Source organism: Alkalihalobacillus sp. CinArs1 (genome assembly GCF_947387515.1).
Taxonomy (GTDB): Bacteria; Bacillota; Bacilli; order Bacillales; family Guptibacillaceae; genus Guptibacillus.
In genome coordinates this window covers 1,435,110-1,456,800 of sequence record NZ_CANDOB010000001.1, presented here as the reverse complement: position 1 = coordinate 1,456,800, position 21,691 = coordinate 1,435,110, and the positions used below count along the sequence as shown (strand labels likewise).

Genomic DNA, 21,691 nt, shown 5'->3' with positions numbered 1-21,691 from the left:
GTAATGAATATGTCGACTTTGATGCAATACAACTGGGGAAGTATGATGCCTGAATTTATTATTCTCATTACTGCCGTCACAATCTCCTTGATCGATCTTTTTACGACGAAAAAAAGTCGTACCATGCTCGTATGGTTTGCACTAGCGGGTGTTGGTTTAGCTACGATCTTTCTTTTCCTGCAGCTAGACGACGGTGTCGTTTCGATATTAGGTGAAACGTTCAGGCTCGATTCGTTTGCGAAAGCGTTCAAACTGCTCATGTTGATCGGTACAGGTTTTGTCCTATTACTCGGCCTTCCATCTAAGGATGATCTAAAGGATGTAAAAGGGGAATACTACTATCTCATCTTAACAGCGCTTCTCGGTGGGATGATGATGGCGTCGAGCGCTGACCTTATCACATTATTCGTCGGTCTTGAGTTATTGAGCTTATCTTCTTATATCCTTGTTGGAATTCGTAAAACGAATCATTTTGCGAACGAAGCTGCCTTTAAATACCTCGTCAACGGAGGGATCGCTACAGCGATCACACTGTTTGGGATGAGCTATGTATATGGACTTTCAGGTGAAACGAATCTGTATGCGATTCAGTCTGCTATGGCAAGCGACATCGTGTCAGATAATCGGTTTCTCATCGTGTTTGCATTTCTAATGATCTTTATCGGACTAATATTCAAGATAGCAGCAGCTCCGTTTCATATGTGGGCACCTGACGTCTATCAGGGAGCTGAAACTCCAGTCACCGCTTTTTTAAGCGTCGTTTCAAAAACAGCTGGGTTCGCCATTATCCTTCGTCTCCTCATGGTACCGTTCGTCTTTGCACCTGGGACAGGAAAAGTAATTACGCCTGAGGGAATGAGTTTTGAATCGCTACTCGTATCTGTTCGCCCTTACATAGCGATCATAGCGATCTTAACTATCATCATCGGTAATATTATTGCGCTTAGGCAGTTGAATGCTAAACGCCTCTTCGCTTACTCGAGTATCGCTCATGCAGGTTACATCCTTATTCCTTTTGCGGCATTATCGGAGATGGTGTTTGAAGTCGTATGGTTCTACTTATTGGCGTATCTCCTGATGAACCTTGGGGCATTTGCTGTAATTCATGCTGTAACGAAGGAAAGAGAAGACGTGACGATCGCTTCGTTTGCAGGAATGTTTAGACGCTCACCGTTCATTGCGATCACGATGACGATCTTTCTATTGTCTCTTGCTGGAATACCGTTTACGGCGGGATTCATTGGGAAATTTGAAATATTCATGAGTGCGCTGGGAACAGAGCCAAAGCGTTATTTTCTAACGGCAGCGATGCTTCTAGGAACCGTTCTGTCGTACGTATACTATTTCGGTTTGTTCGTTCAAATGTACTTCAGACCGTCAGATAAGAAGCCGATAACGATTTCAGCAGGGGTGACAGCTGTATTGACGATCACAGCTACAGCTACACTGGTGATTGGAATTTTTCCGTCAACGGCATTAACGTTCATACAAGAGTACTTTCAATTCATGGAAGTGTTTAATCAGTAAGAACCGCAGTCTCATTGGGATTGCGGTTTTTTTATTGAGATTTAGGAAAAAATAAAAATATTGTCGAAATTGATGGTAAAATGTAATTTAGAACTTATATTTATGGGGTTAAAGTCCGATATTCATTACGTACAATATCTTTTATAATTAGCAAATAGAAATTGATACAAGTGTGCAAATGAGAGGGGGTAGAGAGATGACGGAAGCACTTGCGCAGCAGTCGATTTTTTCGATTTTTATTCACCTGGTGTTTTTATTGATCACCTGGTGGGCGCTACAAACTGTTCGCTTCGATGTGTTTGTTAAGAAGCCGAATAGTCCACAAGCCAAAGTCCTCATGATACTCCTGACCATCAGCATCGGTTCCCTCACTAGTAGCTTCTTTCTCGATTACTACAACTGGTCCATCCGCCTAAAATACTTGTTCTAACTTAAAAGTCACATTTGGAATTTGTCGGTTAATGACTACAAATTCCATGTATGCCCTAGCCCTCAATGGTCACAATGAAAGTAAGAGACCTGAACGGGGAGAGGGTTAAGATGAAGCTTATGATCGGATTACTGTCAGTCATGCTTCTTGGAAGCTTTTCACATGGTACATCAGTAACGTTTGAAGATGATACGGAAGCAAAGACAGCCGAGATTGCGAACATTTTAATAGACAATGATGTCACAATAAAAAGTTGGTCACTTCATACAAAAGGAAAAATGGGTTTTAAAAGTATTTCCTCAGGGAAGAGACTAACTACGTCGGAGCTTCAAGCCGATTCGCCAGAATATAACTGGATCGAAAAGGTGGACGGTGACGGCATTGTGAAGTTCATTGGCACAAAACTGGATTCGAAATTGGGCATCAAAGACACTGTAACCCTTATTACTTATCCGGAGAATGATCGTAATAGCTCTTATCTTATCTATAATATGGAAGTCTCCGGATTCCACCAGGAGGAATGGCGAACAGCTTACGAACACTTTACGTCACAAAAGTCACAATTTTTCCATGAAGATGCCCCTGTCTTCACTTGTTTTAAAGGGGTAAAAGATGATAAAATGAACATTGTTTTGTACAAAGAGGCGGACAAGCTTTTGAACGATTTTGAAGCCTCGAAAGTTGAAGAAGTCAATGAAGAGACGTTTGTATCACTTTCCGCATACCATAAGAAGTGGAAAGAAACAATTACAACGAACAACCAGAGAATGAACTTACAGATAGCATTACGAGATACAGGAATGGGCGGCGCAACTACCGTCACAATTGGCACACCGATAATTACGACTGAATATTAATATACAAATTGGACGCGGAGGGGAATACGTTGGAAAAAATCATCGTCCGAGGTGGCAGGAGACTGACTGGCTCTGTAAGAGTCGAGGGAGCTAAAAATGCAGTCTTGCCCGTCATCACAGCATCTGTATTAGCACATGAAGGCACGAGCACGTTAAAAGATGTGCCGGCCCTTTCAGATGTACACACGATTAGCGAAGTATTAAGTTATTTGAACGTAGAGTCAGAGATAAATGGAAATACAATTCATGTGGATGCAACAAAACCACTAAAAACAGAAGCACCTTTCGAAGCAGTACGTAAAATGAGAGCTTCGTTTCTAGTTATGGGACCATTATTGGCCCGCGTGGGTCATGCCCGCATCGCACTTCCTGGTGGCTGTGCAATTGGATCAAGGCCGATCGATCAGCACCTTAAAGGCTTTGAAGCAATGGGTGCAGAGGTTCAAATCGGTAATGGATTTATTGAAGCTTCAATTAAAGGAAGACTTCAGGGAGCGAAGATTTACCTTGATTTCCCAAGTGTTGGAGCAACTGAGAACATCATGATGGCAGCAGTTCTTGCGGAAGGCACAACGATTCTTGAGAACGTTGCGCAAGAGCCGGAAATCGTCTGTCTAGCGAATTACCTGAATGCGATGGGTGCAAAAGTACGCGGAGCTGGTACAGGTACGATTCGAATCGAAGGTGTCGAGAAGCTATACGGTGCTGAACACACTGTTATTCCTGACCGCATCGAAGCAGGTACTTTTATGGTAGCATCTGCTATTACAGGCGGAAACGTTCTTGTAGAGAACGCTGTTTCTGAACACCTACGCCCTCTTATTGCAAAGATGGAGGAAATGGGAGTTGAGATTACAGAAGAAGGTAACGGACTACGAGTAATCGGTCCTGAAACACTCAAACCAGTTGATCTTAAGACGATGCCACACCCTGGTTTCCCTACAGATATGCAGTCACAGATGATGGCACTGTTGCTTCAGGCAAAGGGTACAAGTGTGATCACTGAGACAGTCTTTGAAAATCGCTTCATGCACGTTGAAGAGTTCCGTCGCATGAATGGGAACATCAAGATCGAGGGTCGTGCCGCAATCATTGAAGGTCCTTCTGAGTTACAAGGTGCTGAAGTATCAGCTACTGATCTTCGCGCTGGAGCTGCACTGATCCTTGCTGGTCTAGTTGCTGACGGCTACACGCGTGTAGATGAGCTTAAGCACTTAGATCGTGGCTATGTGAACTTTGCTGAGAAGCTTGCTGCTCTTGGAGCTGACGTTGAACGCGTCAAGCTTGAAGAAACAGAGCAAACAGCAGAAACTGTAGCTGAAGAAACAGACGTTAAACCAAAATTAGCGTAAGTGAAAACCGTAGCGATGAGCTACGGTTTTTTTGTTATGAACGGAAGCTTCTCCCCTATAAAGTATTCATTAAGAGTTAAACGTAAGGAGCTTTATGATAAAAGCTTCAACTAAAGAAAAATATCGAGTAAAAACGGTAACACACCCTTCCTCACGTACCTCACGATTGCATCGATACCTCGTTTCGTTTCTGTTCTAAATGGTTGTCCACTTCCATAAGGTGTTAGTGGAGATACAATTTAGATGACGGGGGCATGCGAATGAAAAAGATCCTTCTAATCCTTATCTTATTTGCCGGCATCATAATTCTTTTGCCATCTATGTTAGTGCTACCATATGGATCATCTGGGGGATCACCAGTGACTACTGACTCGAAAATAGAAAATAACAATATGCCAACTGCAAAAGCCGTGAATGTCGATGTACCGGTCTATCGAGCACAGCTTGAGAAGACGGTGAACGTTCCGATCGAAGAGTATGTAACAGGAGTTGTAGCAGCTGAGATGCCAGCAGAGTTTAATCTAGAAGCTCTGAAGGCGCAGGCGTTAACAGCAAGAACGTTCGTCGTTACAAGGCTCGCAAACCCCACAGAAGAACTTCCTGGGAACGCAATCGTCACTGACACGATCCAACACCAGGTATATAAAAGTAACGATGAGTTGAAGAAAGCATGGGGAAAAGAGTTCGAAAGTAAGTATGCGAAGATCGAAAAGGCTGTTGAAGAAACAGTCGGTCAGATTTTAACGTATGAAGGCAATCCTATCTACGCTTCATTTTTCTCAACGAGCAACGGATACACGGAGAACTCGGAAGACTACTGGGAAAATGCTGCTCCATATCTTAGAAGTGTAGAAAGTCCTTGGGATAAGCAGTCGCCTAAGTACTCCGACGAAATGTCGTTCTCGAAAAGTGAGTTCGAACAAAAGCTTGGTGTTACCCTTCCATCGGATGGATCGGTCGGAACGATAAAGAACCTCACGACTGGGAAGCGGGTTGGGGAGGTTGAAGTAGCTGGTAAATCATTTACTGGAAGAGAAATTCGAGACCTACTAGGTTTAAGGTCCTCTGACTTCACCTGGGAGCGGGCTGGAGATCGAATTTTTGTCACGACGAAAGGCTATGGACACGGCGTTGGAATGAGTCAATATGGTGCGAATGGAATGGCTGAAGAAGGAAGAGACTACGATGAAATCGTGAAACACTACTATAAAGGTGTGGCGATCAGTGAGATGGGCCGCTATGTTGAAAACTTAACAGCACACCGTTAAAAGCCGCAGCAATGCGGTTTTTTGCTTGTCAGGACGGCGTATTTTGAGAAAATGAAAAGAAAATGCATAAAAATAACGGACTTGTCGAAAAATAAATAGATATTTTTTCAGGAATGTGTATAGAAACCTTGTAACCTGACAACAATGGTTGCTGAGGTGATGATAAATGGGAGATGAAAACAAAAAATCTCATCCTATTGAAAAAAGCGCTTCTAAATGGCAAAAGCTAGCTAGAAAGCGTTGGATTTATCCAGCAGTATACCTTGGATTCGCAGCACTAGTACTAACAGCAGTGCTTTGGATGCAAGGCGGTCAAGAAAATGCAGAAGAGCCCCGTGACTTGAGTGGTATTGATTCTGACAGAAGTGCCTATGATGCTGATGAAAAGTCTGTCCCGGTTCTAGGAGATTCTGAAGTCTTTAAAGTACCTGCTTCTGAAGATAGTGGCGTATTTGTTCAAAAGCAATATTACGACGCTGAAGCTAGCACTGACGAACAAAAAGCTGCTCTCGTATTCTATAATAATACCTACTATCAGAATTCAGGAATCGACTATGCGAAAGAAGATGGAGCAAGTTTTGAAGTCGTTGCTGCAATGAGTGGTAAAGTTGTGAAAGCAGAAAAAGATCAGTTGCTTGGTAACGTTGTACACATCGAACATGCAGATGGTGTTGTAACTGTTTATGAGTCTCTTGATAAGCTTGAAGTTGCTGAAGGCGACAAAGTGAAGCAAGGTGATGAGTTAGGTACAGCTGGAACGAACACATTCGACACTGATGCTGGCGTACATGTACATTTTGAAGTACGTAAAGACGGTACACCAGTTAACCCGCTTGATGTATTCAACCAACCATCCTCTGCTGTAGAAGTACAGGATAGTGAAGAGAAAGCTGGTAACCCTGTAACAAATCCTTCTGCTTCAGAAGGAAATCAGGGAGTAGACTCTGAGAAAGACGCTGAAGAGGAAGCTGAAAAAGACGCAGCTGAAGAAAAAGGTTCAAAAGACACAGAAGATGCAGATGAAAAAGGTTCGAAAGACTCAAACACCAACAATGAAAAAGGGTCAAAAGACTCTCAATAAGAAACAGGCCTCCGAGCGATCGGGGGTTTTTTCTCTGTTATCAATGAATATTTTCAACATTAATCGACCTTTCCCGGGAAATAGGAGGTGGTTTTATGTAGGATATTCATGAACGATTGGAAGATTTGTGGAAAATTAATCTTGACTTATAGGAGTAATAACTTGATAATGAAAAATATGATTTAAATATTCAGATAATTTAGACGAAAGGAGAGACTGCCATTTTATACGTTTTTATCGTCGCGGTATTGATCAGTATCGTCGTTACTGTTCAGAAAAGAAAGCCTCTATTTTTACTGATGCCCATCGGCCTATTGGGTGTTTATCTCATTGTTGAGATTGCCAGAGTTCCTCTAGGTTTTGGAGAAACTGTGGAACTTATTTTTAACTTAAAATAATTGGAGGTGGAAGTAGAGTGAAGAAGATTGATAAAAAGACTGCAGATGCTTATATAAAAGCTATATTTCGTCTGACCACTGTTCTATTAATCATTTGGTTGACCGTCTCGTTCGGCATGGTCTTGATTGCTGAAACGCTAGCGCAGTATACGTTCAACGGCTTTCCACTGCATTATTTCATGGGTGCTCAAGGTTCGATCGTCGTGTTTATTATTCTATTATTTGTTAACGCTTACATATGCGACCGTATCGATGAGAAATACAATCTAGTAGAGAAAAAGAGTAAGAATGTAAAGGGACAAACATTTAGTCAATAAGAGGGAGGATATGAATGGATTCTCAGTTTCTAGTATCATTACTACTTATTATTGCCTCGTTTGGATTGTATATTGGAATAGCCGTTTACAATAGAGCTAAGCAAACGTCAGAATTTTTCGTAGCGGGTCGTGGGGTTCCATCGGTCTATAATGGGATGGCGATCGGCGCTGACTGGATGAGTGCAGCTTCATTCATCGGTTTAGCAGGAACCGTTATGGTACTCGGCTATGATGGACTTGCTTACATCATGGGCTGGACAGGCGGCTATTTGCTTCTAACATTTCTATTAGCACCTCAACTCCGTAAATCTGGGCGATACACAGTTCCAGAGTTCATCGGAGATCGGTTTCAAAGTAAAACAGCACTCGTTATTGCGGCGATCGCAACAATTATCATCAGTTTTACATACTCGATCGGTCAGCTCGCAGGTTCAGGCGTTGTTATCGGAAGACTTTTTGAAGTAGATGCGAAGATTGGCGTTATGATCGGGGTCGTAATCATTGCAATCTACGCAACGATGGGCGGGATGAAAGGGATTACCTGGACTCAGGTAGCTCAGTACATCATCTTGATCATTGCCTATCTTGTTCCGATCATCTTCATGTCTCTTCAAATCACGAACAATCCACTACCATGGTTAAGTTACGGAAACATCGTATCTGAATTAGGAGAACTCGATCGGGAGCTCGGAATTTCGGAATATTTTACGCCTTTCGATACCGGTTCAAAGTGGCAGTTTCTCGCACTGATGTTTAGTTTGATGGCCGGAACAGCAGGATTACCGCACGTCATCGTCCGTTTTTATACTGTATCGACGATGAAAGCTGCTCGATGGAGTGGTGCATGGGCACTGTTGTTCATCGGATTACTCTATCTCTCAGCACCAGCGTACGCTGCTTTTTCTCGCTTCATCTTGATGAAACAAGTAGCGGGTAGTCCGATCGATAACTTACCTGGCTGGACTGAGAAATGGATCAACACAGGCTTACTCAGTATGGCAGACGGAAACTCTGATGGCATTCTTCAGTGGCAAGAAATTGCCATCAGTAATGACATTGTTGTTATGGCTACTCCGGAAATCGCAAATTTAGGAATCTTTGTGATCGGCCTTGTAGCTGCTGGGGCGATGGCTGCAGCTCTTTCAACCGCAGGCGGCCTTCTGATGGCCATTTCTTCATCCTTTTCACATGATATCTATTTCCGTATTATTAATCCGAATGCCTCTGAGAAGAAGCGTATGGCCGTCGCACGCTGGTCGATTCTGATCGCAACGATCGTAGCAGGCCTTGTAGCGTTGAATCCACCTGGGGTAATCACTCAAATCGTTGCCTGGGCGTTTGCGCTCGCTTCTGGTACGTTCTTCCCTGCGCTCATATTAGGAGTATGGTGGAAACGTGCAAATGCATATGGAGTTATTTCTGGAATGATTGTGGGCCTTCTCGTAACCTTAACGTATATCTTCCTTGCGAAGTTTGGTGGAGTTACAGTATTTGGAATCATTGACACAGGAGCAGGCGTGTTCGGCGCGGTAGCTGCTTTCTTAACGAATATCATTGTTTCACTAAGCACAGCCCCACCATCACAGAAAACGCAAGAAGAGGTGTTGGACCTAAGATACCCTGAACAATTGAAGTACAAAGATGGCGAAGTATGGAAAGATGATGAAGTCATTTAACGTGCTAGCCCCGGATACAATGGTATCCGGGGCTTTTTATTTTTATTATCTTTTCTATAGATGTGCTTAGAAGATTGAAGAAAACTTGTTAATACGATACTTCAAAGTTGATTTGAGCGGAAGGTGCTCGCCTTCTGCGGGACTAGCGGGACAGGTGATACCCCAGAGGCGCATAGGTCTTCGTAGGTGGCTCAACGCCCGCCCAGCTAAAGCGAGCACCTGCAGCGTATATCAACCACTACTCAACAGATATTGGCTATTATTTTAAAGAAAATTTAATAAAATCACTTGTCCCTCTTGACTTTTTGGTATATAACTATCCAACCCCTAATAAAATGTTACAAAACTTAGTAAATGAGGGGCAGAGGTGAGAAGTTGTGGTAAGGCTTCGAAGTATTCTTGTACACAATTCTCCTGACATCATGTAGATCGACTTGATGACTTGAGCTTCGTAGCATGATCACTTTATCAGTCTCATTTCGCATCTCTCACATCCAATTTAGGGAGGCGAGTGGTGTGCACGATTACATCAAAGAGCGAACCATCAAGATTGGAAATTACATCGTGGAGACGAAGAAAACGGTGAGGGTGATCGCCAAAGAATTTGGAGTGTCAAAAAGCACCGTCCATAAAGACCTTACTGAAAGACTCCCAGAAATCAATCCTGACCTGGCCAACGAGGTGAAAGAAATTCTTGAGTATCATAAATCGATACGACACCTTCGAGGCGGGGAAGCGACTAGAATAAAATATAGAAAGGATACTGAGAAGGAAGAAGCTGTAAAATAGGTGAAAAACGACAATTTTTTCTAAATCTTTTTCTTCCATGTTCACTTTTGTGATACAATATACTAATGGATATGAACTCTATACATACTAGGAATGGAACTATAGATGAGTGATTGAACACAGGGAGGATAGATCATGTTATCACGTGATATAGGGATTGACTTAGGTACTGCGAACGTACTGATTTATTTAAAGGGAAAAGGGATTGTCCTTGATGAGCCTTCTGTTGTAGCGATCGACACCACAACGGGTAAAGCACTTGCCGTAGGTGAAGAAGCAAGGCAGATGGTAGGCCGGACGCCTGGAAACATCGTTCCTACCCGTCCATTGAAGGATGGGGTCATCGCTGACTTCGATATTACAGAAGTGATGCTTAGACATTTCTTGAACAAGATCAATGTGAAAAGCTTTTTATCGAAGCCGCGTATTTTAATTTGTACACCGACGAACATCACATCGGTTGAGAAAAAAGCGATCAAAGAAGCTGCTGAAAAAAGCGGTGGGAAACAAATTTTCCTAGAAGAAGAGCCAAAGGTTGCCGCAATTGGTGCTGGAATGGATATCTTCCAACCGAGCGGAAATATGGTAGTGGATATAGGCGGTGGGACGACTGATATCGCAGTACTATCGATGGGCGATATCGTCACCGCCTCTTCCATTAAGATGGCAGGGGACAAGTTCGATTACGAGATCTTAGACTATATCAAGAAAGAGTACAAGCTATTGATCGGTGAACGAACGGCAGAACAGATCAAGATCAATGTTGCAACGGTATTTCCAGGTGGTCGGAAAGAAGAGCTCGACATACGCGGACGTGACATGGTTACTGGACTTCCTAGAACCATTACAGTGAAATCTGATGAAATTCAGCAGGCGTTACAAGAACCGATCTCTCATATGGTGATGGCAGCGAAAAGCGTTCTTGAACGTACTCCTCCTGAACTTTCGGCAGATATCATCGATCGCGGCGTGATCATGACAGGTGGAGGCGCGCTTCTTCATGGAATCGATCAATTGTTTGCTGAAGAATTGATGGTTCCTGTATTAGTTGCTGAAGAACCAATGAGCTGCGTTGCAAAAGGGACAGGCTTAATGCTAGAACATATGGACAAAATCGCTAAAAAGAAACTAGTCTAACTTATCGGAAGTTCTTAGGTAACGGAAACTATTCGTAAGGGTGTTATCATGATGGCGAACAACCATGAAAACGTAAATGAAACCTCAGAAATCAACATGAATGATGAGGAGAAAAAGACAAAGAATAAGAAAATAAAAGAGCGTATGCCTAGAATTCGGTTGATCCCGATTTGGCTGCGCCTTATTCTCGTTGTACTCCTTCTTGCCTTTTCACTGGCTGCAGGAGCTATGATTGGATACGGGGTGATCGGAGAAGGAAGCCCGGGAGACGTCTTCAAAAAAGAGACCTGGGTGAAGATCTCTGATATTGTTAAGAAAGAAACGGAGTAAAAGAAGGGAGCACTCGTGATGATGGACATTCAAGATATCAAATCGATCATTCCACATCGCTATCCTTTTCTACTTGTCGACAAGATCGTTGAAGTAGAGGAAGAAGTGAGAGCGATCGGAATTAAGAACGTTACAGCCAACGAAGAATTTTTCAACGGTCACTTTCCTGATTACCCTGTCATGCCAGGTGTTTTAATTGTAGAAGCACTTGCGCAGGTCGGTGCGGTTGCTATGCTTAAGAAGGAAGAGAACCAAGGGAAGCTTGCTTTCTTTACAGGCATCGATAAATGCCGCTTTAAGAGACAAGTTAAGCCAGGTGATCAGCTCCGCTTAGAAGTTGAGATCATCCGTATTAAAGGACCTATGGGCAAAGGAAAAGCGACAGCGACGGTCGATGGTGAAGTTGCTGCGGAAGCGGAAATCATGTTTGCCCTCAAATAACGATCTTTCAAGCATCTCGAATTTCGAGGTGCTTTTTTTAGTTCAATTGTAAAAACGTTGTGCGATTTTGTTAAGCATTTAAAGGCTTTATTGAGACTCTGTTAATTGCCACACATGGGAGAATTTTGTTGTTATGATTTGGTCAACCGCTTATTCAGTAGCCGCGGTCAAACTTGGTTAGGGAGGAATTTTGATAATGAATAAGAAATTCATGGCCAAAATTGCAACTTCGTTTCTAGCTGTTATGCTCATCACTGCTTGTAGCGGTGGAGAAGAAGAAGGAAACAATAATACGACCACTAACGGAAGTAATACGGAAGAACCTGCTTCGAACAACGGATCCACTAACTCTGAGAATTCTGCTGAATAAGTTGTTAAACTCCCGTCCACTCCAGGCGGGAGTTTTTCATTAGCCTTTCTTGTTTAATTGCCACTTCCTAAACTCGAGAAATTCCTCAAAGTCTTCTTTCGTGATGCCAGACCGCATCGCTTCTTCGATCAACGACTGCCATTCAGGATCTAGATTGGGTTCTCTTTCTTCGAATTCATCTTCATGAATGAACACATCCATAGGCACCTTTAATACAGCCGCGATTTTTTCGAGGAATTGTATGGAGGGGTTGGCCTGTTGATTGCGCTCGATTGAACTGAGGTATGATTTTGCTACCCCAGCTCGCTTCGCTAATTCAGTTAATGACAGTCCCATGCGATTTCGGTAAAGCTTAATCTTTTCACCTATCATCCCCAATACCTCAACTTTGTTAGTATTTGATAATTCAATTTTATCAAGAACATCATGTTCTGTAAACAGAACAAAAGTCTTAAGTTAAAAACGTTAATATATGGAATTATAAGAAAAATAAAGCATAGGTTAGAAAAGGCTAGGTTTTCCACCTAAACACAAATAAAATAAAGAATTTTCAGTCTTTTACAATCGATCTGATAGGATTATATTAGAGTTATATTCTAAATAAAGAACAAAACGTTCTTTATAATGTCGGATTATGGAGAAAAAAGTAAGGAGGTTGAAAATGAGAGCGTATGGTGGAGAAAAATTGGACTTAGAGTGGATCAACCTTATTTCGAAAGCGAAGAAGTTAGGGCTAAGTAAGGAAGAGATTAGACAATTCCTCGATAATTCCTCAAAAAAATAAGGGGGAATTTAGATGATCAAGCTTGGAGATCGCACGTTTGTATCGTACATCACAGAGAAGAGAGTCAAAGTCGTTGCACTCGATGAAAGGACCGGCAAACTTTATATTAACGATGAATACAAAGGGCGCTGTGACTTAGACTTTATTCTTAATAAGATTAAGGAGCTCGAATTGCAGGAGGAAAATAGAAGGTGGCTTTTTGAGGACGAGCGGAAACTTTATAACGAATTAAGTGAAATTATTAAGAATCAGATCATTTCCTCGAACTCAGAATGAGTAGGGATACACGGTCTTCCCTTCAATCCATCATGTACTATTTGGCATGCTGTAATTTCATCGATGGCGTCATTACATACTGGGGCGTACAGAACAACGTGATAGAAGAAGCGAATCCACTGATGAACCTATTATTTAGTATCCATCCATCTGTCTTTCTATGTTTTAAGATCATAATGTCGATCTTACTTGTGTTTATGGGAAGCATAAAGAATGACTTTCAAACGCGGTTAATAAGATGGCTGTTGAACGTCGCAATTGTTCTTTATACTGCGATATTACTCTATCATGCCTACTGGCTCTTTTTACTGTAAATCATAATAAAAAGAGCCTTCACCTAAGGCTCCCGTGTCAGATCGATTATTTGTCGCTTCCTTGCTTTGCACGCCACTTGTTAAACTCTAGAAATTCTTTGAATTGTTCTTTACTAACTCCCGAATTCATCGCTTCTTTAACAAGCTTTTTCCACTCTGAATCCAACTCGCTTTGATGGATGAGGTTATCTCCTTGAAGAAGTACCTCTACGGAAACATCTAATACTCCTGAAATCTTCTCCAAAAATTGAATAGAAGGGTTAGATTGTATGTTTCGTTCGATTGAACTCAAATAGGATTTTGCTACACTAGCGCGTTCAGCTAATTCTGAAAGTGAGAGGCCTTTACGTAATCGATACTTCTTTACTTGCTCTCCTATCATGTCTTACCCTCCCATACGTCAACATCATACTCAGTTACTAAATATTATATCAGTATGGGTATGTTCCGTAAATAGAACAAAAGCGTTAATCGCCCTCCACTCATTCCTTCGAATCCCTGACTATTTCCTCCTTTTTAATAAACGCTTTCACCTCTTCCACTGATAATCCTAATTCCTTCGCAGTAAGAATTAGAAATACCCATTCCTCATCGAGCCTCACTTTTTCACTTGTTTCCATCCTCACTCCTCCTCTATGTTCCCAGGTAGTTCAGCCATCTTAGGAAACATCTTACGCCTCCCTTAGATCTGATAACTTTGCGATCTACTTCTTTCAAAGTAGGGTGCCTTTTTTCTGGAGGATACCTGATACTTTAGACCTATGTAAACGAATGATGTTATACATCTATCATAGTCCGAAAATGGTAAGAAATTTGTTGTTTTTTGAAAGCTAAAACAACTTTTTTTGTCATTTCTTAAAAAGTACCGTTGAAACACGAAAGAACACTAGTGATGTTTTTAGACTGACCCACCGAAAGAATGGGTATAGAAGGAAGACGAGGAGGGAAATTCATGAAGAAAATTGCGGTGATTACAGGTGGCGGATCTGGTATTGGAGCAGCAGCTGCAAAGCGGTTCGCAAAGGAAGGCATCACAGTTTGTTTGTTCGATGTAGAAGAAAGTCGTGCAGAAGAAGTAAAAGAGGAGATCATCTCCCTAGGCGGTGAGGCGTTCGCATATGAAGTCGATGTGTCTGATGAAGACCAGGTTGTCAGTAAGCTTCAAGAAGTAAGCGAAAAAACTGGTGCGATCGATTATCTCTTTAACAATGCTGGAATCAACGGGACGCTTCAACCGATTGAAGAAATGAGTGTAGACAATTGGGATCAAACGATTCAAACGAACTTGAGAAGTACGTTTCTCATGGTGAAGCATACTGTTCCATATATGAAGAAGCACGGAGGGAGTATGGTCATCACAAGTTCGATCAATGGAAATCGAACGTTCTCGAACTTCGGGATGTCTGCATACAGCACATCGAAGGCAGGGCAAGTTGCGTTTATGAAGATGGCTGCGCTTGAACTAGCGAACTATAACATAAGAGTGAACGCGATTTGTCCTGGAGCGATCGAAACCAATATCGATGAAAATACGGATCAAAAGGAAAGTGTTAAAGAAATTGAAATACCTGTAGAGTATCCAGAAGGTAGCCACCCGTTAGAAGAAAAAGCAGGAAAGCCTGAACAAGTCGCTGATGTCGTTTATTTTCTCATTTCAGATGCATCCAGTCATGTGACGGGAACAGCGATGTACGTTGATGGAGCGGAGTCACTTCTGTAGCTTGACGTAAGAACGAACCGTCGCTAAGTTAGTATAGAGGTGATCGAAGATGTTTAAAAAGGTACACCATGTTGCCATCATATGTTCAGATTATCAACGCTCGAAAGATTTTTATGTGAATGTACTGGGATTAACGGTATTAGAAGAAACGTACCGGAACGAAAGAGAGTCATACAAACTTGATCTAGCGGTTGGAGAGCATACGCGAATCGAACTGTTCTCCTTCAATTCCGCTCCTCTGCGCCCAAGCTATCCGGAAGCACGTGGACTTCGGCATATTGCATTTGAAGTGGACGACATCGAATGGGCTGCACAGGAGCTTAGAAGGAAAGGTGTCACTAGCGTTGAAGAAATTAGAGTAGACGAGTTAACAGGGAAGCGGTTCACCTTTTTTCAAGATCCAGACGAATTACCTATCGAAATGTATGAAAATTAGCACATTTAACCAAAAGGAGTTGATTACCTGCCAAACCTGTGGCATCATAAGTTTGAAAGCGTTTGCTTATTTAGTGAGATGGTTTTTGTGCAACTTTGCGCAATCGATTTCACTAACGTTTTTGTGCAAACGGTTTCACAAACTGTATATTCAAATTAAAGGGGGATATCGATGAAACGGCGTAATCGAAAACGGCTTTCTTTGTCGCTAGCAATCGTACTCGTGTTGCAGTTGCTGGCCGGAGCAATGCCGGGTGTCGAAGCTGCAACGCTTACGAGTCCGGTAATCGAAGGATCGAGCGCAACGTTCAACTATCAGGGAGACGGTAGCAAGACGTCTGTCAAAGTCGCTGGTGATTTTACAGATTGGGAAAACGGCGCTCTTGAGATGACGAAAGGTGAGGGAGATGTCTGGAGCCTTAAAGTCGATGATCTATCGAACGGAATGCACCAGTACAAGTTTATCGTCGATGGCGAATGGATGAAGGATCCTCTCAATTCTAATGGAGGAGAGAACAGCGAATTTCAAATCGGCGATGTGGATGCGAAACGTACCGTTACACTAGTCGGTGATCTCCAAGATGAGCTAGGTGTAGAAGCGGATTGGAAGCCTGATGCATCTGAAACGATCATGGAAGACAAAGGGGATGGATTCTATGAATTTACGGCAGAGCTTCCTGCTGGTAAGTATGAATACAAGATTGCGATCAATCAATCTTGGGGGGAGAGCTATGGGAAAGATGGAGGAAACATTCCGCTAGAGCTTTCTGAAGCATCGAAAGTAACGTTCTATTACCATGATGGTACGCATGCAATAGCAGATTCCACTTTTTACAGTAAGATTTCCGATGAAAAACAACCGAGATTAGTAGGTTCTATCCAGCCTGCGATCGATGCTGGAGATGAGTGGAGTCCGAAAACATCGACTGCGTTATTCACCGATGATAATTTCGATAACATTTACACATACACTGCAGATGTTCCAAAAGGAAACTATGAATACAAAGTTGTGTTAGGAAGCGACTGGGGCGAAGAGTATCCTTCGAATAACGTTGCACTAAACGTTATTGCTGATGCAACGATCACGTTCCAATTTAACGCTGAAACGAAAAATGTTAGTTCTGATTATAGCCCTGAGGGTTCTGATGGAGCGATCAACAAAGAAAAACTTCTACATAACTCCTGGGAAGAAACATACCGAGCTCCGTTTGGTGCTGTAAAGGAAGGCGAAACCGTTACGCTTCGTCTTTCAGCCAAAAAGGATGATCTAACAAAAGCAGAATTGTATATCAAGAATCAAAATACGGGTACAAGTAAGCTTGTTCCGATGGAAAAAGCGGCGACTTCTGACGGAATGGACTTTTTTGAGGCAGACGTAAAGCCAGAAGTCAAAGGTCTTTATGGCTACAAGTTTATTGTACGTGATGGTGCGGCAAAAGCTGAGTATGGTGAAGATACACAGCAGGGATCGAAAGGAAAAGCGACCGATGCAAACGCAGAACTGTATCAACTAACTGTGTTTGACCCTGGCTTCAAAACGCCTGATTGGATGAAGGAAGCAGTCGTATATCAAATTTTCCCTGATCGTTTTTATAACGGAAATGAGAAGAACGATGATGCAAAGAAATATGCACGTGGTGATGAGCCGATCGAACATAAAGAATGGGATGAGCTACCTGATAATCCGAGATTAGCTGATCGTTCTGGATATGAAGGCGATGGAATCTGGAGCAATGATTTCTTTGGCGGTGACGTGAAAGGGATTCATGAAAAGCTAGATTACATCGAATCGTTAGGTGTTAATACGATTTACCTCAATCCGATCGCAGAAGCTGCATCGAACCATAAATACGATGCAACGGATTGGAAGGATATCGACCCATTGTTCGGTACACCTGAAGAATTTGAGGCATTCACAAAAGAGCTTGAGAAGCGCGACATGCATCTGATCATGGACGGGGTGTTTAACCACGTAGGTGATGATTCGATCTATTTTGATCGTTACGGAAAATATGACGTTGTTGGCGCGTACGAGTATTGGTCTCTAATCTATGATCTTATGAATGATAAGGGACTGTCTGAAGAAGATGCGAAAAAAGAAGCACGTAAACAGCTTGAAGAAAATGGCCAGACATTCAATGATGAATATGGTTTTCACAACTGGTTTAATATTAAAAATGAAATCGTGACGGATGAGAACGGAAACGAACGCTACGATTATCAGGCGTGGTGGGGCTATGACTCGCTTCCTGAAATTAAAAGCATCGAGGGCGATGCCGTCGATTATGCGAGTGAACTTAACAACCAGAAATTCTCGGATTACATCATGTATGACGACGATTCAGCAGCGAAAAGCTGGATCACAAACGGTGCATCCGGGTGGAGACTCGATGTAGCGAACGAAGTGGACATGGAGTTCTGGCGTGAATTCCGCGATGAGCTGAAATCAGACAGCATTGCAGGCGCGGGTGCAACGCTTAAAGAAGGAGAAGAACCATTGATTCTCGGAGAAATCTGGGATGATGCGTCTAAGTATTTTCTTGGAGATCAGTATGATTCGGTTATGAACTATCGTTTTGAAGGAGCGATTTTAGACTTCTTGAAAAATGGTAACGCTGCGAGTGCAGATGAGAAGCTGAAGGCTGTGCAGGAGGACTATCCTGATGAAGCGTTCCGTGCTCTCATGAACTTGATGGGATCTCATGACACGCCTCGTGCTGTGTATATCCTCGGTGGTGGGACAGACACGTATGAGCGTGCTGAATTCGATCCGAACTATAATCATGAGCTTGGGGTAAAGCGACTCAAGCTAGCGGCAGTGCTTCAGATGGGGTACCCAGGCGCGCCGACGATCTACTATGGTGATGAAGCGGGAGTAACAGGATCTAAAGACCCTGACGATCGCCGCACGTATCCATGGGGTGAAGAAAACGAAGCGTTAGTGAAGCACTATCAAAGTGCTGGTGAGGTAAGGTCAGAGAATGCCGATCTACTCGCATATGGAGATCTAAAAACGTTACATGCTGATGGCGATGTATATGTTTATGCCCGTACGAATGAAGACGGTGCAGCAGTGGTCGCGGTGAATCGCGGAAACGATAACAAAACAGTTGAGTTAGACGTAGAAGGTATCGTAAAGAACAACATTTCGTTCACCGACGGACTTGCGAAGGACTACAGTACAGCTGTAAAAAGCGGCAAGATGAGCGTGACTGTACCTGCGATGACAGGACGCATGCTGATCGCTGATGGCGGCCAGAACTTTGAGCTTCCAAAAACAGTAAGTGACCTTAATGCGAAAGCTTTAGAAGGAAGTGTAGAGCTTAGCTGGACGGGGGACGCAGCGCAGTACAAAGTCTATCGATCTACTTTACAAGGTGCGATGTTCGAAGAAGTGGGGACGACAGATAAAACATCGATCGTCATCGATGGATTAACAAATGGTCAGTCGTACTACTTTGCTGTGACGGCAGTAGATGGTGAAGGAAATGAATCACCTTTAACTGAAACAACGAAAGCAGCAGTTCCGCACTATGAGTGGAAAGATGGAAGCTATGATCTGACAGATGTTAATAAAATCGAAGACGGTGTGCTCGATCTTTCCAACACATTTAAGATCGAAGCAGGAGTGAAAATTGACGGCGCGACTGAATCAGGTTTAGCTCAAGGCTTGACGGCGATGTTACAGGTCAAGCAAGACGGCGACTGGACTGATTCAAAAGCGACCTATAAAGGACAAAGTGGGGACGGAAACGCATATAACCTATTCACGGCTGACTTCCGCCCGATTGAAACTGGAACATACCAATACCGCCTTGTATTTTCAACAGATCGTGGTGAAACGTGGAAATCGACGAACGTAGAAGAAGTGACGTTGTCGCAAAACCAGGATGATACAAAAGCGCCTGCTGAGTCAGTTACGCTTGAAGAACCGCTAAAAGAGTCTGGACAGGTCACGTTGAACTGGAGCCTCAATGGCGCAGACGACCCTTATCTTTTTGCCATCGAAAGAGATGGTAACATCATCGAGAGACTGAATGATGCAGAAAAAGTAAGCTACACAGATTTTGCAGTTGAGAATGGTAAAACGTATGAGTATAAAGTAGTGGCATACGACCGCTCAGGAAACAAAACGGTTTCGAATGCCGTAACGATTACACCAGATATCGTAATGGTCGATGTGACGTTCAAAGTTCATGCTCCGGATTACACGCCGCTAAGCGCGAAGGTTACGATGCCAGGCAGTGAGAACGGATGGAGCACGAGTGCGTGGGAAATGTCACGTAACGGAGCGGTTACAGCTGATTGGGAACTTACCAAAACATTCCCTGAAGGCACGATCTTAACGTACAAGTACGCGAAAGGTGAATCGTGGGATCAAGAAGGTCTAGCGGATCATACACGTTCTGATAAGACGGACGACGACGTTAGTTACTATGGTTATGGTGCGATCGGGACGGATTTAAGCATCACTGTCACTAATCAAGGTGGCAACAAGATGGTCGTTGAAGATGAAATTCTTCGATGGATCGACATGCCGGTCGTTGTCGATGCACCAGAAAACGGTGCAAAAGTAGATGGTGACACCGTCACGTTCAAAGGAAATGCGATCAAAGAAGGCGTTCTAACGATTAATGGTGAAAATGTAACAGTGAATGACGATATGTCGTTCAGCCATGAAGTGAAACTTGAAAATGGTGAAAACAACATCCCAATCACGATTGAACCATCGGAAGAGAACAAGTCTGAGATCTTTAACAATGATGGTGGCGCGATCGCGAAGAACACGAAAGAATACACGTGGACGGTTACATCGGGCGGAGGGGAGCTGGCAGAGCCAGACCGTTTGTTCGGAAAAGACCGCTACTCAACAGCTGTTGAGATCTCAAAGAAAGGCTGGGATCAAGCAGATACAGTTGTTTTAGCTAACGGAACCGACTTCGCAGATGCGCTTGCAGGTGGTCCGTATGCTTACAAACTAGATGCCCCGATCTTATTAACTGGAAAGGATCGCTTAACAAACGTTGTAAAAGAAGAAATCAAACGCCTGAAAGCTAAGAAAGTCATCATTCTTGGTGGGAAAGGTGCAGTATCCGATTACGTTGCATACGAACTTCGAGGTCTTAATGTGAAAGTAGACCGCATCAGCGGAAAGGATCGTTTTGAAACTGCAGCAAATATTTCAGCCCGTATGGGAGCAGCTGATCAAGCTGTTGTTGTGAATGGTCTAGATTTCCCAGATGCATTGTCTGCAGCGTCGTATGCAGCAGAACACGGGAACCCAATCCTGTTCACATTAAAAGACAAAGTACCATCCGCTACACAAAAAGCGCTCGATTCTATGAACACTTCGATTGTAGTTGGAGGTTCTGGGGTAGTCGGCGAGAGCGTTCTTTCTAAACTACCTGAACCTAAACGTGTATCTGGTAAAGATCGTTTTGGTACAGCAGCTGCAGTAGCAACTGAACTGAATCCATCACAGCATGTGTTTATCGCAACAGGAATGGATTTTGCAGATGCACTAGCTGGATCAGTACTTGCAGCAAAACAAGATGCAGCGATGCTCCTGGTTCAACCTAACAAACTACCACAATCTACCGGGCAAGCGATTAAAGATTTGGAAGCAAATGAGTTTACAATACTAGGGGGAACAGGCGCAGTAAGCGAAGAAGTCGTGAGGGAAATGATAGAACAGTAAATAAGTTTTCGAGGGGGGTCAGATGCGTATCTGACTCCCTTTCCATTCTTTTTTAAAATATTTCCAAATATTTTAAAATTTTACTATTCCCAAATTATAGAAAGTGATATACTACAACTATCGACCACGCAATAGTATAAAATCCCCATCTTCCTCTCTTAAAACCGCATTTCGAATGACTCGATTTCCAGGAGGCGAAGGATCATATCGATTGCCGAAGGAATCGAAAAGTATCAGTCTAACAAGTGGAAGGATTTACAAAGTTTCTAAGTTTTTACCGCTTTCCGTTACACGTATACTGCCTCATGACGAACCATGTGCAACTCTCCATCGAAACCTGCGATTACCCACCAGGTGAAATCATGAAATCATCAACGCCAGCAATTCCAATAAGAAATATGACTAAAGACACGTACTTCAAACCCGCTACACATCTGAGCTGCTTGACTCCCTTTTGTATGGAAACCACCTAAGTTAATCATTATACCTGT

Annotated in this window: 22 protein-coding genes and 1 riboswitch; of the genes, 19 read left to right on the top strand and 3 right to left on the bottom strand. The window is 42.9% G+C overall.

The window, feature by feature from the left end; genetic code table 11:
• The first annotated feature begins 3 nt into the window (after nt 1-3).
• The 13 genes from nuoN (at nt 4) to PFZ69_RS07320 (ending at nt 11,973) form a co-directional block, all read left to right on the top strand.
• Nucleotides 4-1,527 (top strand): NADH-quinone oxidoreductase subunit NuoN, encoded by a 1,524-nt coding sequence (nuoN, locus tag PFZ69_RS07380; protein WP_270180362.1) that lies wholly within the window; start codon nt 4-6, stop codon nt 1,525-1,527.
• 196 nt (nt 1,528-1,723) lie between these two features.
• Nucleotides 1,724-1,957 carry a DUF1146 family protein gene (locus tag PFZ69_RS07375; RefSeq protein ID WP_270180361.1) on the top strand — a complete coding sequence of 78 codons (234 nt, stop codon included), beginning with the start codon at nt 1,724-1,726 and terminating at the stop codon, nt 1,955-1,957.
• 110 nt (nt 1,958-2,067) lie between these two features.
• Nucleotides 2,068-2,814 carry a YwmB family TATA-box binding protein gene (locus tag PFZ69_RS07370; RefSeq protein ID WP_270180360.1) on the top strand — a complete coding sequence of 249 codons (747 nt, stop codon included), beginning with the start codon at nt 2,068-2,070 and terminating at the stop codon, nt 2,812-2,814.
• A 29-nt stretch (nt 2,815-2,843) separates the two neighbouring features.
• A complete protein-coding gene (gene murA, locus PFZ69_RS07365; protein ID WP_270180359.1) occupies nt 2,844-4,166 on the top strand; it encodes a UDP-N-acetylglucosamine 1-carboxyvinyltransferase in 1,323 nt (440 codons plus the stop codon).
• A 260-nt stretch (nt 4,167-4,426) separates the two neighbouring features.
• Nucleotides 4,427-5,434 (top strand): stage II sporulation protein D, encoded by a 1,008-nt coding sequence (spoIID, locus tag PFZ69_RS07360; RefSeq protein ID WP_442865115.1) that lies wholly within the window; start codon nt 4,427-4,429, stop codon nt 5,432-5,434.
• Nucleotides 5,435-5,600: 166 nt separating this feature from the next.
• Complete coding sequence (locus tag PFZ69_RS07355) at nt 5,601-6,515, top strand: M23 family metallopeptidase (protein WP_270180357.1); 915 nt, start codon at nt 5,601-5,603, stop codon at nt 6,513-6,515.
• A gap of 415 nt (nt 6,516-6,930) precedes the next feature.
• Nucleotides 6,931-7,230, top strand: a complete 300-nt coding sequence (locus PFZ69_RS07350) for a DUF4212 domain-containing protein (RefSeq protein WP_270180356.1) — start codon at nt 6,931-6,933, stop codon at nt 7,228-7,230.
• A 14-nt stretch (nt 7,231-7,244) separates the two neighbouring features.
• Nucleotides 7,245-8,906 (top strand): sodium:solute symporter family protein, encoded by a 1,662-nt coding sequence (locus tag PFZ69_RS07345; protein WP_270180355.1) that lies wholly within the window; start codon nt 7,245-7,247, stop codon nt 8,904-8,906.
• A 516-nt stretch (nt 8,907-9,422) separates the two neighbouring features.
• Nucleotides 9,423-9,695 carry a sporulation transcriptional regulator SpoIIID gene (gene spoIIID, locus PFZ69_RS07340; RefSeq protein ID WP_224880233.1) on the top strand — a complete coding sequence of 91 codons (273 nt, stop codon included), beginning with the start codon at nt 9,423-9,425 and terminating at the stop codon, nt 9,693-9,695.
• A 135-nt stretch (nt 9,696-9,830) separates the two neighbouring features.
• Entirely contained in the window at nt 9,831-10,832 is a 1,002-nt protein-coding gene (locus PFZ69_RS07335; RefSeq protein WP_270180354.1) for a rod shape-determining protein, read from the top strand.
• Between the two features lie 48 nt (nt 10,833-10,880).
• On the top strand, nt 10,881-11,162 hold the full coding sequence (locus tag PFZ69_RS07330; RefSeq protein ID WP_270180353.1) for a DNA-directed RNA polymerase subunit beta: 282 nt from the start codon (nt 10,881-10,883) through the stop codon (nt 11,160-11,162).
• An 18-nt stretch (nt 11,163-11,180) separates the two neighbouring features.
• Nucleotides 11,181-11,603, top strand: a complete 423-nt coding sequence (fabZ, locus tag PFZ69_RS07325) for a 3-hydroxyacyl-ACP dehydratase FabZ (protein WP_224880227.1) — start codon at nt 11,181-11,183, stop codon at nt 11,601-11,603.
• 196 nt (nt 11,604-11,799) lie between these two features.
• A complete protein-coding gene (locus PFZ69_RS07320; RefSeq protein ID WP_270180352.1) occupies nt 11,800-11,973 on the top strand; it encodes a hypothetical protein in 174 nt (57 codons plus the stop codon).
• A 39-nt stretch (nt 11,974-12,012) separates the two neighbouring features.
• Here PFZ69_RS07320 and PFZ69_RS07315 read toward each other — a convergent pair whose 3' ends face one another.
• The gene (locus PFZ69_RS07315) at nt 12,013-12,345 is read right to left on the bottom strand and encodes a helix-turn-helix domain-containing protein (RefSeq protein ID WP_270180351.1); all 333 of its coding nucleotides are present in this window, start codon (nt 12,343-12,345) and stop codon (nt 12,013-12,015) included.
• Nucleotides 12,346-12,634: 289 nt separating this feature from the next.
• Between PFZ69_RS07315 and PFZ69_RS07310 the strand changes: the two genes are divergently transcribed.
• Genes PFZ69_RS07310 through PFZ69_RS07300 form a run of 3 tightly spaced genes read left to right on the top strand, consistent with a single transcriptional unit; the run spans nt 12,635 to nt 13,347 of the window.
• Nucleotides 12,635-12,757: an anti-repressor SinI family protein gene (locus PFZ69_RS07310; protein ID WP_270180350.1), complete on the top strand. Its 123-nt coding sequence runs from the start codon at nt 12,635-12,637 to the stop codon at nt 12,755-12,757.
• 12 nt (nt 12,758-12,769) lie between these two features.
• Nucleotides 12,770-13,033, top strand: coding sequence for a hypothetical protein (locus PFZ69_RS07305; RefSeq protein ID WP_270180349.1), 264 nt, complete (start codon nt 12,770-12,772; stop codon nt 13,031-13,033).
• Nucleotides 13,030-13,347 carry a DUF5658 family protein gene (locus PFZ69_RS07300; RefSeq protein ID WP_270180348.1) on the top strand — a complete coding sequence of 106 codons (318 nt, stop codon included), beginning with the start codon at nt 13,030-13,032 and terminating at the stop codon, nt 13,345-13,347. Before PFZ69_RS07305 ends, PFZ69_RS07300 begins: the two co-directional genes overlap by 4 nt.
• Before the next feature lie 46 nt (nt 13,348-13,393).
• On the opposite strand, the gene PFZ69_RS07295 is transcribed toward PFZ69_RS07300, so the two are convergent.
• Nucleotides 13,394-13,729, bottom strand: coding sequence for a helix-turn-helix domain-containing protein (locus PFZ69_RS07295; protein ID WP_270180347.1), 336 nt, complete (start codon nt 13,727-13,729; stop codon nt 13,394-13,396).
• 100 nt (nt 13,730-13,829) lie between these two features.
• Complete coding sequence (sinI, locus tag PFZ69_RS07290; protein WP_270180346.1) at nt 13,830-13,967, bottom strand: DNA-binding anti-repressor SinI; 138 nt, start codon at nt 13,965-13,967, stop codon at nt 13,830-13,832.
• Between the two features lie 21 nt (nt 13,968-13,988).
• A riboswitch (cyclic di-GMP riboswitch) is annotated at nt 13,989-14,085 on the bottom strand.
• A gap of 214 nt (nt 14,086-14,299) precedes the next feature.
• Here sinI and PFZ69_RS07285 point away from each other — a divergent pair.
• From PFZ69_RS07285 to PFZ69_RS07275, 3 genes are all read left to right on the top strand, one after another.
• Nucleotides 14,300-15,067, top strand: coding sequence for an SDR family oxidoreductase (locus tag PFZ69_RS07285; protein WP_270180345.1), 768 nt, complete (start codon nt 14,300-14,302; stop codon nt 15,065-15,067).
• 49 nt (nt 15,068-15,116) lie between these two features.
• Nucleotides 15,117-15,503 carry an SMU1112c/YaeR family gloxylase I-like metalloprotein gene (gene gloA2 / locus PFZ69_RS07280; RefSeq protein ID WP_270180344.1) on the top strand — a complete coding sequence of 129 codons (387 nt, stop codon included), beginning with the start codon at nt 15,117-15,119 and terminating at the stop codon, nt 15,501-15,503.
• 171 nt (nt 15,504-15,674) lie between these two features.
• Nucleotides 15,675-21,200, top strand: a complete 5,526-nt coding sequence (locus PFZ69_RS07275; RefSeq protein ID WP_270180343.1) for an alpha amylase N-terminal ig-like domain-containing protein — start codon at nt 15,675-15,677, stop codon at nt 21,198-21,200.
• Nucleotides 21,201-21,691 lie beyond the last annotated feature (491 nt).

Coding starts and splice junctions, on each gene's coding strand:
- PFZ69_RS07370 (WP_270180360.1), top strand. CDS start 2,068: ATGAAGCTTATGATCGGATTACTGTCAGTCATGCTTCTTGGAAGCTTT.
- PFZ69_RS07285 (WP_270180345.1), top strand. CDS start 14,300: ATGAAGAAAATTGCGGTGATTACAGGTGGCGGATCTGGTATTGGAGCA.
- spoIID (WP_442865115.1), top strand. CDS start 4,427: ATGAAAAAGATCCTTCTAATCCTTATCTTATTTGCCGGCATCATAATT.
- PFZ69_RS07295 (WP_270180347.1), bottom strand. CDS start 13,729: ATGATAGGAGAGCAAGTAAAGAAGTATCGATTACGTAAAGGCCTCTCA.
- PFZ69_RS07305 (WP_270180349.1), top strand. CDS start 12,770: ATGATCAAGCTTGGAGATCGCACGTTTGTATCGTACATCACAGAGAAG.
- nuoN (WP_270180362.1), top strand. CDS start 4: ATGAATATGTCGACTTTGATGCAATACAACTGGGGAAGTATGATGCCT.
- PFZ69_RS07310 (WP_270180350.1), top strand. CDS start 12,635: ATGAGAGCGTATGGTGGAGAAAAATTGGACTTAGAGTGGATCAACCTT.
- sinI (WP_270180346.1), bottom strand. CDS start 13,967: ATGGAAACAAGTGAAAAAGTGAGGCTCGATGAGGAATGGGTATTTCTA.
- PFZ69_RS07330 (WP_270180353.1), top strand. CDS start 10,881: ATGATGGCGAACAACCATGAAAACGTAAATGAAACCTCAGAAATCAAC.
- fabZ (WP_224880227.1), top strand. CDS start 11,181: ATGATGGACATTCAAGATATCAAATCGATCATTCCACATCGCTATCCT.
- PFZ69_RS07315 (WP_270180351.1), bottom strand. CDS start 12,345: ATGATAGGTGAAAAGATTAAGCTTTACCGAAATCGCATGGGACTGTCA.
- PFZ69_RS07345 (WP_270180355.1), top strand. CDS start 7,245: ATGGATTCTCAGTTTCTAGTATCATTACTACTTATTATTGCCTCGTTT.
- PFZ69_RS07300 (WP_270180348.1), top strand. CDS start 13,030: ATGAGTAGGGATACACGGTCTTCCCTTCAATCCATCATGTACTATTTG.
- PFZ69_RS07375 (WP_270180361.1), top strand. CDS start 1,724: ATGACGGAAGCACTTGCGCAGCAGTCGATTTTTTCGATTTTTATTCAC.
- PFZ69_RS07355 (WP_270180357.1), top strand. CDS start 5,601: ATGGGAGATGAAAACAAAAAATCTCATCCTATTGAAAAAAGCGCTTCT.
- PFZ69_RS07320 (WP_270180352.1), top strand. CDS start 11,800: ATGAATAAGAAATTCATGGCCAAAATTGCAACTTCGTTTCTAGCTGTT.
- PFZ69_RS07275 (WP_270180343.1), top strand. CDS start 15,675: ATGAAACGGCGTAATCGAAAACGGCTTTCTTTGTCGCTAGCAATCGTA.
- PFZ69_RS07335 (WP_270180354.1), top strand. CDS start 9,831: ATGTTATCACGTGATATAGGGATTGACTTAGGTACTGCGAACGTACTG.
- gloA2 (WP_270180344.1), top strand. CDS start 15,117: ATGTTTAAAAAGGTACACCATGTTGCCATCATATGTTCAGATTATCAA.